Source organism: Epibacterium sp. ABZ3_068 (assembly GCF_056159265.1).
Genome location: NZ_JBSWUV010000001.1, coordinates 2,782,732 through 2,795,385, shown reverse-complemented (window position 1 = coordinate 2,795,385; position 12,654 = coordinate 2,782,732). Strand labels below are relative to the sequence as shown.

The following is a 12,654-nucleotide window of genomic DNA, read 5'->3' as shown; positions in this document are numbered from 1 at the left end:
TCTCTGTCTGCTTCTTGTCGTTACAGCGGATCATGCGCTGCTCAACCACGGGACGCCATAAAAGTTTTCAAACGCTCGAGACCTTCCGCGATATCGGCGGTCGCACGTGCATAAGAGAACCGCAAGGTGGTTGCCCCGCGTACCGGGTCGAAATCAAGGCCGGGAGTGACCGCAACGCCGGCCTGTTCCAAAATGTCCTTGGCAAAGGCGCGGCTGTCGTTGGTCAGGTCCGATACATCTGCATAGACATAAAACGCTCCATCCGGTGGCGCGATCTTGGTGAAACCGGCTTCGGGCAAACCCTTCAGCATAAGCTCCCGGTTTCTGGCGTACTCTGAGAGGTTTTCACGCATCTCATCCTCGCAATCCAGTGCAGCCAACGCCGCCACCTGGCTTGCATGCGGGGCACAGATGAACATGTTCTGCGCGATCCGCTCGACCACACGCACGTGATCCTCGGGCACAACCATCCAGCCCACACGCCATCCGGTCATTGAAAAGAACTTGGAGAATGAGTTGATGACATAGCATTCGTCGGTCAACTCCAGCGCGGTGACGGCCTTGGCCTCATACTCCAGACCGTGGTAAATCTCATCCGAGATAAAGGCCGCGTTCTGTGCATGGGTGGCCTCGATCAGAGCCTGCATTGCTGACCGCCCCAACATGGTACCCGTCGGGTTAGCCGGTGACGCAACCATAAGACCTGCCAGATCAAGATCGGCAAAATCCGCAGGCACCGGCTGCAAACGTTTTTCCGGACTGGTCTGAATATCTATGGGCGTGAACCCCAGCGCGTTCAGAATTTGCCGATAGGACGGATACCCCGGTGCACCGATCCCGACGCGGTCACCGCTGTCAAACAGCGATGTAAACGCCAAGGTGAACGCCCCGGATGATCCTGGAGTCACCACAACTCGATCCGGGTTCAGATCAACATTATACCAATCACCATAAAGGGTTGCGATACGTTTGCGAAGTTCAGGGATCCCCAGTGCAACCGTGTATCCCAATGTGTCCTGCTCCAGGGCCGCAGCCAAAGCGCGCCGTGCGCCTTCGGGGGCGCCGGTGGAGGGTTGGCCCACTTCCATATGGATGATGTGGCGCCCGGCTTCCTCTGCCTGACGCGCAGCTTCCATCACATCCATCACAATGAAGGGATCCACATTAGAGCGGGTTGAGTTTCGCATTCCGATCTCCCAAGGTGCGGTCATGACCTTTGATCGTGTATACCGGCTGGCGTCAATCCCAGCGTTGGTTTTTGGGTTCGTCATGTGGCTGGCAACTGCCGCGCATGCGCAATCGATTGGCTTGCTGCGGGACGCAGATATTGAACACGGGCTCCGGCAACTGGCAGCACCGGTCTTGCGGGCGTCCGGGCTGAACCCAAATCGGGTCCGCATCTTGGTTGTCAACCAATCCACCCTTAACGCCTTTGTCATAGATCAGCGAACGATTTTCATACATTACGGGCTGATCCTGAAGGTGGACACACCCGAAATGTTGCAAGCGGTCATCGCCCATGAGGCCGCACATATCACCAATGGACACCTTGCACGCCGCCTGGAAAATCTGCGCTCGGCCCGGTCTGCGGCAGGGCTTGGAACGGCGCTGGCTCTGCTTGCCGCTGCCGCCGGTGCAGGCGACGCCGCGGCAGGTATCGCCCTTGGAACGCGCAGCTCTGCGGAACGCAGCTTCCTGTCGCATACCCGCGCCGAAGAGAGCGCCGCAGACCGCACAGCCGCTTCTGTTATGCATCAGGCGGGAATTCCGATTCAGGGCATGCTGGATGTTCAGCAACTTTTCGCCGGTCAGGAGGTACTGAGTTCCGCCAATCAGGATCCTTACGCACGATCCCACCCTTTGACACGGGACCGTATCCGCGCCGCCAAGGCTTTTGTCGCCTCTTACGGAGATCAGGGCAAACCGGATCCTCAGGCGGCCTATTGGCTGTCGCGGGTTCAGGGCAAGCTCTCGGCGTTTCTGCGGGCTCCGAAATGGACGATGCGCCGGGCCTCAAGTGATCCATACAAAGACGTCAAACTGATGCGGGAAGCGGTCGCCTATCACCGTAACAACAAGCTGGACAAGGCACTGGCATCCATCGACGGCGCATTACGTCTGCGGCCGCAGGACGGGTTTTACCATGAGTTGCGCGGGCAGTTCCTGATGGAGAACCGCCGGTGGTCGCAGGCTCTGTCCACCTATAACCGCGCTGCACAGTTAAACCCGAATGATCCGCTGATCCTCGCCAGTCTGGGCCGAGCACAATTGGCGGCCGGGCAACCACGCGCCGCCCTCAAAACCCTCGAAAAAGCGCGCACCATAGATTTCCGCAACAACGCCTTGTTGAGAGACATGGCACAAGCCTATGCAAAGACAGGGCAAAATGGTATGGCCTCCCTGGTTACCGCAGAACGTTATGCGTTGCGCGGACGGTTGGGTGACGCGCTTGTACACGCGAAACGGGCCTCTGGCCTCCTCCCCACGGGTTCCGCAGCCTGGAGACGTGCACAAGACGTGCTGATTGCTGCCGAACGTTATGAAAAAAGGAAGAAATAATGATCTCTATGGCTCGAACGCTCAAACGTTTGGGAGGCGCTGCTGCAACGGCTCTGGCGTTGTCTCAACCCGTTTCTGCCTTTGATCTTGGTGCGATGACCGAGGATGAGCGGGCGGAATTCGGCGAACAGATCCGCGCCTATCTGCTGGAGAATCCGCAGGTCATTCTGGAAGCGATCGACATCCTTGAACAGCGCAATGCGGTGGCCGAAGCCGAACGTGACAAGGCGCTTGTCCAGCACAATCTGGCCGCGCTTGTGGATGACGGCTATTCTTGGGTTGGCGGCAATCCCGAAGGCGACATCACCGTGGTGGAATTCATGGACTATCGCTGTGGTTTCTGCCGTCGTGCCAAGCCCGAGGTGGAGCAGCTATTGGCCGAAGATGGCAATATCCGTTTGATTATCAAGGAACTTCCGATCCTTGGCGAATCCTCGGTTGTGGCATCTCGCTTTGCTGTGTCCACCAAACATGTTGAAGGCGCTGAGGCCTACAAGGCCATTCATGACGCGCTGATTGATATGCCGGGTGAGCCAAACGAAGTGAATCTGGCGCGTTTGTCGGACAGTTTTGGCTACAACACAGAGGCGATCTTGGCAGGTATGAACACCGAAGAAGTCACCAGCGAACTTCGCCAAACCCGCCAACTGGCCAATAATATGTCGATCGGTGGCACGCCCACCTTTATCTTTGGCGGAGAGATGGTCCGGGGCTATCTGCCGTTGGACCAGATGAAAGCAATGATCGAAGAGCAGCGCGCGCAAAACGGTTGATCCGCAGCCCGTAGGAGAAATAAAAAAGGCACCCAGCGGCGGGTGCCTTTTGATTTGGCAAAAAACTCAATGCGCCGGGATTATTCCGCCGCCTGTGCCGCGGCCTCAGCATCCAATGCGGCAGCCTTCTTTTCGACCTCTTCAACGATGTGATCGACCATCTGTTCGTTGGACATCTTGTGGCTCGCCTTCCCAGCCAGGTAGACCATGCCGGATCCGGCCCCGCCACCGGTGAAACCAACATCCGTCATCAAAGCTTCGCCGGGGCCGTTCACGACGCAGCCAATGATCGACAGGCTCATGGGCGTTTTGATATGAGCCAGACGCTCTTCAAGAGTTTCGACAGTCTTGATCACGTCAAACCCTTGACGCGCACAGGATGGGCAGGAGATTATGTTTACCCCCCGGTGACGCAGGCCCAGGGATTTCAGGATCTCATATCCAACTTTGACCTCTTCGACTGGATCCGCAGAGAGGCTGACCCGCAGCGTGTCTCCGATTCCCATCCACAACAGCTGCCCCAAACCAATCGCTGATTTGATCGTGCCGGACATCAGCCCGCCGGCTTCTGTAATCCCAAGGTGAATGGGCGCATCGGTTGCATCGGCGAGCATTTGATAGGCCGCTGCCGACATAAAAACATCTGAGGCTTTTACGCTGATCTTGAACTCATGAAAATCGTGTTCCTGCAGGATACGAATATGTTCAAGACCGGATTCAACCATCGCATCCGGGCAGGGCTCGCCATATTTTTCCAGAAGGTGTCTTTCCAGCGACCCCGCGTTTACGCCAATCCGGATCGAGCAGTTGTGATCCTTGGCAGCTCTTACAACTTCGGCCACCCGAGCGCTGTCACCGATATTGCCGGGATTGATGCGCAGACAGGCCGCGCCTGTCTCTGCCGCCTCAATACCGCGTTTGTAGTGGAAGTGAATGTCCGCCACGATCGGAACAGGGCTTTCAGCGACAATGTCTTTCAGTGCCTTGGACGAGGCTTCATCCGGCACCGACACACGGACAATATCGGCTCCGGCTTCTGCAGCCGCCTGAACCTGTGCAACCGTGCCCGCCACATCGGTGGTCAGCGTATTTGTCATGGTCTGGACCGCAATCGGTGCATCCCCCCCAACGGGAACATTACCCACCATGATCTGACGGCTTTTGCGGCGTTCAATATTGCGCCAAGGACGGATATGGTTGATCGACATGGTCGTTTCCCACTTGCATTCACTGCGGCTTAGATACGCATGAAAGCTCCGTCCTGCAATGATCCCGCGAAAAATTGGGAGGCGCGACGATTACTCGGAAGCAGGCGCGGTTTGCAGCTCGGCCACCACTTTGGCTAAGACTCGGTGTTGATCGCTTTGAATGTCATCGACCTTTGCAAATCGTTCAGACACAGCCGACACCGAAAGTTCGATGTTTTTGCTAACCTGACCACGCTCCCCGACGGGGCCGAACTGCCCGTCATTCGTCGCAAAATAGATCGCGCTGCTCTCACCGGTTCGCAAACGCGGCGGGTTTTCCGTCAACGGCACGCTAAACGTTTGTTCAGCTTCCATTATGGATTCAAAAATCACGCTGCCATCAGCAGAAGTCACCTGCACCCAGGATGGGCGGACCGCTACCATAGTCAGGCGCGGTGCAAGGTCTGCAACCACCTGCGGAGAGGCAGGCGCAGCCTCGGATGGTTCATCCGCTGAAACAGAGGCTTCAGCCAAGGAAATGCTTGGACGATCTGGCGTCACAAAATTGCCGAACTGGTTCGGATTCAATGTGGAAATCGGCGCATCGCGGGATACCAGAACCGGGACATCCAGTGCTGGCGGACGATAGAGGCGATCCAATGCCTGAGCCGCCGGATCCTCTGCCGTTTCGGCTTCCGCATGCAGAACGCCCTGCAGCGGGTCGAGTTCAGACTGAACCGTCGGCACTTGCTCAACCGGTGCGAATTGCACCTGCTGGACTTCCTTTAAAACGGCCAGCGCCCCATAGCCGATACCGCCGATCAGCCCCAAAAGTACAACCAAAGATCCGATCGCACGCGGATCAATCTGGCTCAGCACCCCCCCGACTGAAGGGGCAAACGGCGTATTGGGAGAGACAAACGCATCACTTCCCAACCCACCCACAGAAGCGGTTGCTGCGGATCTAGGCTTGCGCCCGGAGGCATCTGCCGACATCCCGTGTGCAACTTCAAATCCGCTTTCTTCACAAAACTGGCTAAAGGCCGCCTCAGGATCCATGTTGAGATAGCGCGCATAAGAACGCACATATCCTGCAATAAACCCAGGTGTGTCAAAAACGGAAGGATCTGTGTTTTCGATAGCTGCAATGTAAGAGGCTTTGATCCGCAATTCGCGTTGCACATCCAACAGCGATTTACCCATGGTTGCCCGCTCACCACGCATAACATCTCCAAGCTTTAACTCAAAATCGTCAAAGCTCTTGGGAGAAGACGTACTTGCCCCCGCCTTGGACCTGCGCTGCGTGAGGCGCCCAATCATCCTTGCTGTCCCATCTTATCCTGCCGCAATCGACGTGGGTTTGGACAAAGTCAATATTCCGACTCAGTCGCACCCATTCGTTGAGGTTAGAATAACACACTCAAAAGTTTTTTACACAGAACAGTATGCTATCCGGCAAGTTCGGCGCGATTTAGCGCACAATGAGACCAAAGTTCGTCCATCGCACTAACCAAACGGTTAATCTCACCCACCCCATGAACTGGTGACGGGGTGAAGCGCAGACGTTCGGTGCCACGCGGAACAGTTGGGAAATTGATCGGCTGAACGTAGATCCCGAAATCATCCAACAGCATGTCGCTCAGTTTTTTGGTATGGACCGGGTTACCTACGATCACTGGCACGATGTGCGAGCCGTGATCAATGATCGGAAGGCCAAGCCCCTTGAGGCGCAGCTTCAGAACTTTTGCCATATCCTGGTGCTGATCGCGCAGCGCCTGATTCTCTTTCAGATAGGCGATGGAGGCTGCCGCGCCAGCAGCAACTGCCGGGGCCAGCGAAGTGGTAAAGATGAACCCCGGCGCATAAGACCGGATTGCGTCACACATTTTGGCAGAGGCCGCAATATAGCCCCCCATGACACCATAGGCCTTGCCCAAAGTACCATTAATAATGTCAATCCGATGGGCCAGGTTATCGCGCTCAGCCACGCCACCGCCACGCGGGCCATACATGCCCACGGCATGCACTTCATCAATATAGGTCAGCGCTCCAAACTCATCGGCCAGATCGCAGATCTCTTTGATCGGGCCAAAGTCACCATCCATCGAGTATACGGATTCAAAGGCAATCAGCTTGGGTGTTTGGGGATCATCCGCGGCCAGCAGCTGCCGCAGGTGATCAACGTCATTGTGACGGAAGATGCGTTTGGCTCCACCATTGCGGCGCACGCCTTCAATCATTGACGCGTGATTGAGCTCATCAGAGTAGATGATGAGACCCGGGAACAGTTTTGGCAGTGTCGACAGCGTTGCATCATTGGCGATATAGGCCGACGTAAAGAGCAGCGCGGCCTCTTTGCCGTGCAGATCCGCAAGCTCGGCTTCCAGCGCATTATGATAGACCGTGGTGCCGGAGATGTTGCGTGTTCCGCCCGATCCTGCACCGGTTGCATCAATCGCTTCATGCATCGCATTCAGAACAACAGGATGCTGACCCATGCCAAGATAATCATTGCCGCACCAAACAGTGATCTCTTGTTGAGACCCATCCGGACGGGTGCGCATCGCGTGCGGAAACTGACCCTTACGGCGTTCGATATCAATAAAGGTCCGGTAACGGCCTTCTTCATGAAGGCGGTTGATCGCAGCGTCGAGTTGCGCGGTATAATCCACGATAGTCTCCATCCATAGTTGCGGGCTGTCCGTGCAACCGTTTCCCCTTCTGATGGGAAAGCGCAGTCTGTAAACAGTCTGCCTGTGGTTTACAACGCGTAAGCTCCGCTGCCTTGATGCATGTCAAATAGGCTTTTTCTGACAATACAGCAACAAACATGGGCTATTTTGCACTGCGGTCAAACGTCACAAAACCGACAATTTAGTCGTAACCCGCTGATGTACAAAAAATGACCGAATCATGAGAACGTTGCCCGGCATTGCTGGAACCCGCACGCCGCCGCTGATAGCTATCTGTTCAAATCGGAACTTCCTTCAGGAGAAACTCATGTCATTGACCCCGGTACTTGAGAAGATCGACACGGATCTGGATGCAGCGATGGAGCGGTTAATGACCTTTCTGCGCATTCCCTCAATCTCTACCGACCCGGCCTATAAAGCCGATGTGGAGCGTGCCGCAGACTGGCTGGTGGCTGATTTACAAAGCATTGGCATTCCCGCAGAAAAACGACCCACCCCAGGGCATCCGATGGTCACGGGTCAGATCGGGACAGACCTTCCCGATGGTACGCCACATGTGCTGTTCTACGGTCACTATGACGTGCAGCCCGTCGACCCGCTGGAGCTTTGGGAGACACCACCGTTTGAGCCGGAACTTCAGGACACACCCCACGGCAAAGTGATCCGCGCACGTGGCGCATCGGACGATAAGGGCCAGCTGATGACCTTTGTGGAGGCCTGCCGTGCCTGGCAATCCGTTCATGGCACCCTGCCCTGCCGCATTACATTCTTCTTTGAAGGCGAGGAAGAATCAGGATCACCTTCGCTGGTGCCCTTCCTGAAAGAACACGCCACCGAGCTGCAGGCCGATCTGGCGCTGGTCTGTGACACCTCTATGGTGGCGCGCGGCGTTCCATCCATCTCCTCACAGCTGCGCGGCATGTTGAAGGATGAGTTTACCATCGTCGGCCCGCGGATTGATCTGCACTCAGGCCATTACGGTGGTCCGGGCCTTAACCCTCTGCGCGAGATGTCGAAAATCATCGCCTCCTTCTATGACGATGAGACCGGCAAAGTTGCCGTCGACGGGTTTTATGAAGGCGTCCATGAGGTGCCCGAGGATCAGCTGCGCCAATGGCAGAATTGCGGCTTTGACGAAGCGGATTACCTTGGCGGTGTCGGCTATACGCAGGCGCATGGTGAACAGGGCTATTCTACGCTGGAACAGCAATGGGCGCGCCCGACATTGGAAGTCAACGGCCTTTGGGGTGGCTACAATGGTGCCGGGTCCAAAACCGTGATCCCCTCAAAAGCCCACTGCAAAATCACCTGCCGTCTGGTTGGTGACATGGACCCAAACGCGTTGCGTGGGAAGATCCGCAAACATGTAGAGGACCGGCTGAGCGTGGATGCCAAAGTGGTCTGGGACAACGACATGGAGGGTTCCCCCGCATCCGTCATGAACCTGGAACGGCCCGAATTCGAAAAGGCACGTGGTGCCTTGTCCGATGAATGGGAACGCGAGGCCGTCTTTGCCGGGATGGGCGGTTCCATTCCCGTAGTTGGTTATTTCAAAACCGTCCTGGGACTTGATTCGATGCTGGTGGGTTTTGCCAACGAAGATGATGCCATTCATTCTCCAAACGAGAAATACGACGTCAAAAGCTTCCACAAAGGCATCCGCAGCTGGGCACGCATTCTGGACGCGCTGTCGTCCTAATTGCCTCGCAAAAGATGCAGCAGAAAGCCCCCGCCCTGTGGTGGGGGCTTTTTGCTTTAATCCGCGCGCTCTACCGGGCGTGGACGCGCATCATCATCCAAGGCCACAAAGGTAAAAACACCTTCGGTCACTGGTTTGCTGTCTTCCTGATGCCGCGCACGGCTCCAGACCCGCACTTTGATCCGCATAGAGGTGCGCCCAATCTTTTCCAGCTCAGCATATAATGACACCTCATCGCCCACAGTCACGGGCTGGTGGAACTGAATCCCGTCGACAAAAACCGTGGATGCGCGCCCCTTGGAGACACGCGCGGCAATTGTGCCCGCGGCAAGGTCCATCTGGCTCATCAGCCAACCGCCAAAGATGTCCCCGGCCGGGTTGGTGTCGGTCGGCATCGCGATCACGCGAATGGTGGGTTGGGTTTCGGGGGGCTGGACCAGATCGGCCATATCGCGCTTCCTGTGTATTAGATGCAGACTGCCTGCATGTTTCTTTTCAGGATCACTATGCACGACCAACGACTTAAGGGGAATTTGAAAAACAAAAACGGCCGCCTTTCGGGACCGTTGCAAAGAAAAGTGGCGCGGTTGACGGGGCTCGAACCCGCGACCCCCGGCGTGACAGGCCGGTACTCTAACCAGCTGAGCTACAACCGCGCATCGTATTTTCATCCCCTCCGGGGCGGACCTGATATCCTTCAGGTATGGTGAAAGTGGCGCGGTTGACGGGGCTCGAACCCGCGACCCCCGGCGTGACAGGCCGGTACTCTAACCAACTGAGCTACAACCGCGCATCAAACTTTCATGTCCCCTCCGGGGCGGTCCTGATACCCTTCAGGACTGGGAGCAGTGGCGCGGTTGACGGGGCTCGAACCCGCGACCCCCGGCGTGACAGGCCGGTACTCTAACCAACTGAGCTACAACCGCTTGCTGCTATATCCAGCGTCGCCGCTGAACGTTGGGGTGTAATATTCTCAGGCCCATGGGGCGTCAAGCGGTGAATTTGCATTTTCGTTGTTTTGGGATGTCTTTTTTTGTCAAACCCGAAACAACATCTTGAAGCATCAGGAAAAAGCCCGCTCCACAGCTGCCTTTCAGACAGCCTTGCTTCAAACAAGAACCACGGGGCGGCCCGCGACGTCATGCACTTCGGCGGTTGTTTCAAAGACTTCTTGCAACATCTGAGACGTCACAACCCGTCCCGGCGAACCATCAGCGACCACTTCCCCTGCCTTCATCACAACAATACGGTCCGCATAGGCCGTTGCGAAATTAATGTCGTGAAGAACAATCACAACTGTTCGCCCCTGCTCGTCCGCCAAGCTGCGCAGGCGATGCATCAACCCCCGCGAGGCTGAAAGGTCCAGGTTATTCAACGGCTCATCCAGCAGCAGAAAATCCGTATCCTGCACATAGCTCATCGCCACAAAGGCCCGCTGGCGCTGCCCACCCGATAAGGTCTCAAGCTGGCGGTCCGCAAAATCCCGCAGGTCAAAGAGATCAAGCGCGGTTTCCACCCAGGCGTGGTCCTGCGCGGCAGCACGGCCGCGATGATGGGGGTATCGGCCAAAGCCGATAAGATCACGCACGCTCAGACGGCTTGAGGCATTGACCTGCTGTGGCAGGATCGCAAGTTTGCGCGCCAGCGCCCTGTCATCACAGTCACCCAGCAGGAGATCATCCACCGTGATCCTGCCCTGCTGCAACGGTTGCAAACGCGCCATCAAAGACAAAAGCGTGGATTTACCCGCACCATTCGGCCCTGCCAGAGCAATCACGCCACCTCGCTCCAGTTGAAGCGTGATATTCTTCAAAATCCGCGCACCGCCGATACGGTGTGACACGCCCTGAATATCAATCATCGTTTCAACCCTTTCAAAAGAAGCCCAAGGAAAACCAGCCCCCCCAAGAACTCCACCACAACACTGAGCGGCGTGGATAAATGCATCACCCGCTCCATCACGGTCTGCCCACCGGCAAGTACGATCCCGGCCACCAATACCCCGCCGGGTAAAAGCACCGCGTGGCGATGTGTTGGCAGAACCAGATAGGTTAACGAGGTCACCAAAAGACCAAAAAACGCAACCGGTCCCACAAGCGCCGTCGAGACCGCGACGAGGACGGAAATTATCAAAAGCGCGCCGCGCTGCCCCCGCAGCGGGTCTTCTCCCAGGGAAACAGCCGCAACAGGGCCAAGCGCCAAGACATCCAGGCGAAATCGCATCCGCCAGGCCAGAACCATGGCCGCGATACATAAAACAGCCGCGACCCCCAGGACATCCAGATCTGCCCGTGAAAACCGCGCATAGGAGCTCGCCTGAATGACAGAGAATTCATTGGGGTCGATCACACGTTGCATAAAGCTGGTGATTGATCGAAACAGCACGGCCAGGATCACCCCGGTCAGCACCATGCGCATCAAATCTCCCTGCCCCTTGCGCAAGACCGTCCCAAACAACAGTACAGCTGCGCCACTTAGCAACAGGGCATTTGCCCCCATCACCAGGCGTGAATCCAACAGCAAATACAATTGCGACCCCATGACAAAGATAATGGTGTTCAGGAGCAGCAGATACAGCGCATCAAACCCCATAATGGAGGGTGTCAGAATACGATTTCCCGTTATGGTCTGGAACATCATGGCGGCCACGGCCTGAGTTGCGCCAACCAGCAACAGAGCCAGCAGCTTTTGCCCGCGAAACATCAGGGCAAACTCCCAACTGCCTTTTACGCCAGTCAAAAGATATGCGGCGCAGCTCAGGATCAGAGCAACACACAGAAGCAAAAGCCTTTTACGCAGCATTGGAACCCTTACCGTAGAGCATCCACAGGAAGCCTGCCGCTCCGACGATGCCAATCACTGTTGCCGCTGGGATTTCAAAGGGATGGATCACCAAACGGCCAACCAGATCAGCCGCCAGCACGATGGCAGCTCCCGCCAGGGCTGTAACCGGAAGGCTGCGGCGCAGGTTGTCGCCCGCAAACTGGCTGACCAGATTAGGGACCACCAACCCAACAAAGGGGATCGTGCCAACTGTCACCACGGTCAGCCCCGTTACAACCGAGACCACCACCAGACCGCTCAGCACCACTTGTTTATAGTTGAGACCAAGGTTCAGGCTGACGTCTTCCCCCAGGCCAAGGATCGAGAATTGATCCGCCACAAGATAGCAGAAAACCCCGCCAAGACCTGCGAGCCACAAAAGCTCGTACCGGCCACGCATGGCTCCTGAAAACTCTCCGGTGGTCCATATCTGGAGATATTGCAACATATCCGCCTGAAACGCGACATAGGCTGCCCCCGCTCCAATGACTCCTCCGTAGACCAGACCGACCAGAGGCACCAAAAGCGGCTGGGCCGGCGGCAAACGGCGCGTGATTGCAAAAAAGCCCAGACTGCCCAGAAGAGCCGCGAGCGAGGCCAAAGCCATCTTGATGCCCAGCCCTGCTCCTGGCATCAGAAGGGATACACAAAGAATACCTAAAATCGCGCTCTGCCCCGTGCCCGCCGTCATCGGCTCCACAAAACGATTGCGCGAAATAAGCTGCATAATCTGACCCGCAATGGCCAGAGTGGCCCCGGTCAGCAACACCGCCAGTGTTCGCGGCAAACGGCTGTCCCGGATCAGGATCCAGGCCTCACCATTTGCCAGCGAAGTGGCATTGATCCCGGACACACCTGCAAGAAGAGACGCCACACACAGGGACACCAGTGCAAGAAGTGCCAGGATCAACAGACGCATC

The 12,654-nt window shown here is 56.6% G+C and carries 11 protein-coding genes and 3 tRNA genes; 3 read left to right on the top strand and 11 right to left on the bottom strand.

Features of this window, described 5'->3' with window-relative positions; translation table 11 throughout:
- Nucleotides 1-41 precede the first annotated feature (41 nt).
- Nucleotides 42-1,187, bottom strand: coding sequence for a pyridoxal phosphate-dependent aminotransferase (locus tag ACXAEW_RS13325; protein ID WP_474941779.1), 1,146 nt, complete (start codon nucleotides 1,185-1,187; stop codon nucleotides 42-44).
- Nucleotides 1,188-1,209: 22 nt separating this feature from the next.
- Between ACXAEW_RS13325 and ACXAEW_RS13320 the strand changes: the two genes are divergently transcribed.
- Both ACXAEW_RS13320 and ACXAEW_RS13315 read left to right on the top strand, forming a co-directional pair.
- On the top strand, nucleotides 1,210-2,559 hold the full coding sequence (locus tag ACXAEW_RS13320) for a M48 family metalloprotease (protein ID WP_474941778.1): 1,350 nt from the start codon (nucleotides 1,210-1,212) through the stop codon (nucleotides 2,557-2,559).
- Nucleotides 2,559-3,332 (top strand): DsbA family protein, encoded by a 774-nt coding sequence (locus ACXAEW_RS13315; protein ID WP_474941777.1) that lies wholly within the window; start codon nucleotides 2,559-2,561, stop codon nucleotides 3,330-3,332. Before ACXAEW_RS13320 ends, ACXAEW_RS13315 begins: the two co-directional genes overlap by 1 nt.
- Before the next feature lie 80 nt (nucleotides 3,333-3,412).
- Here the strand turns inward: ACXAEW_RS13315 and ispG are convergent, their stop codons facing one another.
- The 3 genes from ispG to hemA all read right to left on the bottom strand — a co-directional run bounded on the left by ispG (nucleotide 3,413) and on the right by hemA (nucleotide 7,191).
- Entirely contained in the window at nucleotides 3,413-4,540 is a 1,128-nt protein-coding gene (ispG, locus tag ACXAEW_RS13310; protein ID WP_474941776.1) for a flavodoxin-dependent (E)-4-hydroxy-3-methylbut-2-enyl-diphosphate synthase, read from the bottom strand.
- Nucleotides 4,541-4,630: 90 nt separating this feature from the next.
- The gene (locus ACXAEW_RS13305; protein ID WP_474941775.1) at nucleotides 4,631-5,839 is read right to left on the bottom strand and encodes a helix-turn-helix domain-containing protein; all 1,209 of its coding nucleotides are present in this window, start codon (nucleotides 5,837-5,839) and stop codon (nucleotides 4,631-4,633) included.
- A 128-nt stretch (nucleotides 5,840-5,967) separates the two neighbouring features.
- Nucleotides 5,968-7,191 (bottom strand): 5-aminolevulinate synthase, encoded by a 1,224-nt coding sequence (hemA, locus tag ACXAEW_RS13300; protein WP_474941774.1) that lies wholly within the window; start codon nucleotides 7,189-7,191, stop codon nucleotides 5,968-5,970.
- 328 nt (nucleotides 7,192-7,519) lie between these two features.
- Between hemA and ACXAEW_RS13295 the strand changes: the two genes are divergently transcribed.
- The gene (locus ACXAEW_RS13295; RefSeq protein ID WP_474941773.1) at nucleotides 7,520-8,911 is read left to right on the top strand and encodes a dipeptidase; all 1,392 of its coding nucleotides are present in this window, start codon (nucleotides 7,520-7,522) and stop codon (nucleotides 8,909-8,911) included.
- Nucleotides 8,912-8,967: 56 nt separating this feature from the next.
- On the opposite strand, the gene ACXAEW_RS13290 is transcribed toward ACXAEW_RS13295, so the two are convergent.
- The 7 genes from ACXAEW_RS13290 to ACXAEW_RS13260 all read right to left on the bottom strand — a co-directional run bounded on the left by ACXAEW_RS13290 (nucleotide 8,968) and on the right by ACXAEW_RS13260 (nucleotide 12,653).
- Entirely contained in the window at nucleotides 8,968-9,360 is a 393-nt protein-coding gene (locus ACXAEW_RS13290) for an acyl-CoA thioesterase (protein ID WP_474941772.1), read from the bottom strand.
- A 130-nt stretch (nucleotides 9,361-9,490) separates the two neighbouring features.
- A tRNA-Asp gene (locus ACXAEW_RS13285) sits at nucleotides 9,491-9,567 on the bottom strand.
- A gap of 57 nt (nucleotides 9,568-9,624) precedes the next feature.
- Nucleotides 9,625-9,701, bottom strand: a tRNA-Asp gene (locus ACXAEW_RS13280).
- A 59-nt stretch (nucleotides 9,702-9,760) separates the two neighbouring features.
- Nucleotides 9,761-9,837 (bottom strand) — tRNA-Asp (locus ACXAEW_RS13275).
- 182 nt (nucleotides 9,838-10,019) lie between these two features.
- Entirely contained in the window at nucleotides 10,020-10,772 is a 753-nt protein-coding gene (locus tag ACXAEW_RS13270) for an iron ABC transporter ATP-binding protein (RefSeq protein ID WP_474941771.1), read from the bottom strand.
- Nucleotides 10,769-11,713, bottom strand: a complete 945-nt coding sequence (locus tag ACXAEW_RS13265) for an iron chelate uptake ABC transporter family permease subunit (RefSeq protein WP_474941770.1) — start codon at nucleotides 11,711-11,713, stop codon at nucleotides 10,769-10,771. The genes ACXAEW_RS13270 and ACXAEW_RS13265 overlap by 4 nt, the downstream gene beginning before the upstream one ends.
- Complete coding sequence (locus tag ACXAEW_RS13260; RefSeq protein WP_474941769.1) at nucleotides 11,703-12,653, bottom strand: ABC transporter permease; 951 nt, start codon at nucleotides 12,651-12,653, stop codon at nucleotides 11,703-11,705. Before ACXAEW_RS13260 ends, ACXAEW_RS13265 begins: the two co-directional genes overlap by 11 nt.
- Nucleotide 12,654 lies beyond the last annotated feature (1 nt).

Excerpts from the sequence above, each read along its gene's own strand:
- ACXAEW_RS13325 (WP_474941779.1), bottom strand. The coding sequence starts at position 1,187 with ATGCGAAACTCAACCCGCTCTAATGTGGATCCCTTCATTGTGATGGAT.
- ACXAEW_RS13320 (WP_474941778.1), top strand. The coding sequence starts at position 1,210 with ATGACCTTTGATCGTGTATACCGGCTGGCGTCAATCCCAGCGTTGGTT.
- ACXAEW_RS13315 (WP_474941777.1), top strand. The coding sequence starts at position 2,559 with ATGATCTCTATGGCTCGAACGCTCAAACGTTTGGGAGGCGCTGCTGCA.
- ispG (WP_474941776.1), bottom strand. The coding sequence starts at position 4,540 with ATGTCGATCAACCATATCCGTCCTTGGCGCAATATTGAACGCCGCAAA.
- ACXAEW_RS13305 (WP_474941775.1), bottom strand. The coding sequence starts at position 5,839 with ATGATTGGGCGCCTCACGCAGCGCAGGTCCAAGGCGGGGGCAAGTACG.
- ACXAEW_RS13295 (WP_474941773.1), top strand. The coding sequence starts at position 7,520 with ATGTCATTGACCCCGGTACTTGAGAAGATCGACACGGATCTGGATGCA.
- ACXAEW_RS13290 (WP_474941772.1), bottom strand. The coding sequence starts at position 9,360 with ATGGCCGATCTGGTCCAGCCCCCCGAAACCCAACCCACCATTCGCGTG.
- ACXAEW_RS13270 (WP_474941771.1), bottom strand. The coding sequence starts at position 10,772 with ATGATTGATATTCAGGGCGTGTCACACCGTATCGGCGGTGCGCGGATT.
- ACXAEW_RS13265 (WP_474941770.1), bottom strand. The coding sequence starts at position 11,713 with ATGCTGCGTAAAAGGCTTTTGCTTCTGTGTGTTGCTCTGATCCTGAGC.
- ACXAEW_RS13260 (WP_474941769.1), bottom strand. The coding sequence starts at position 12,653 with ATGCGTCTGTTGATCCTGGCACTTCTTGCACTGGTGTCCCTGTGTGTG.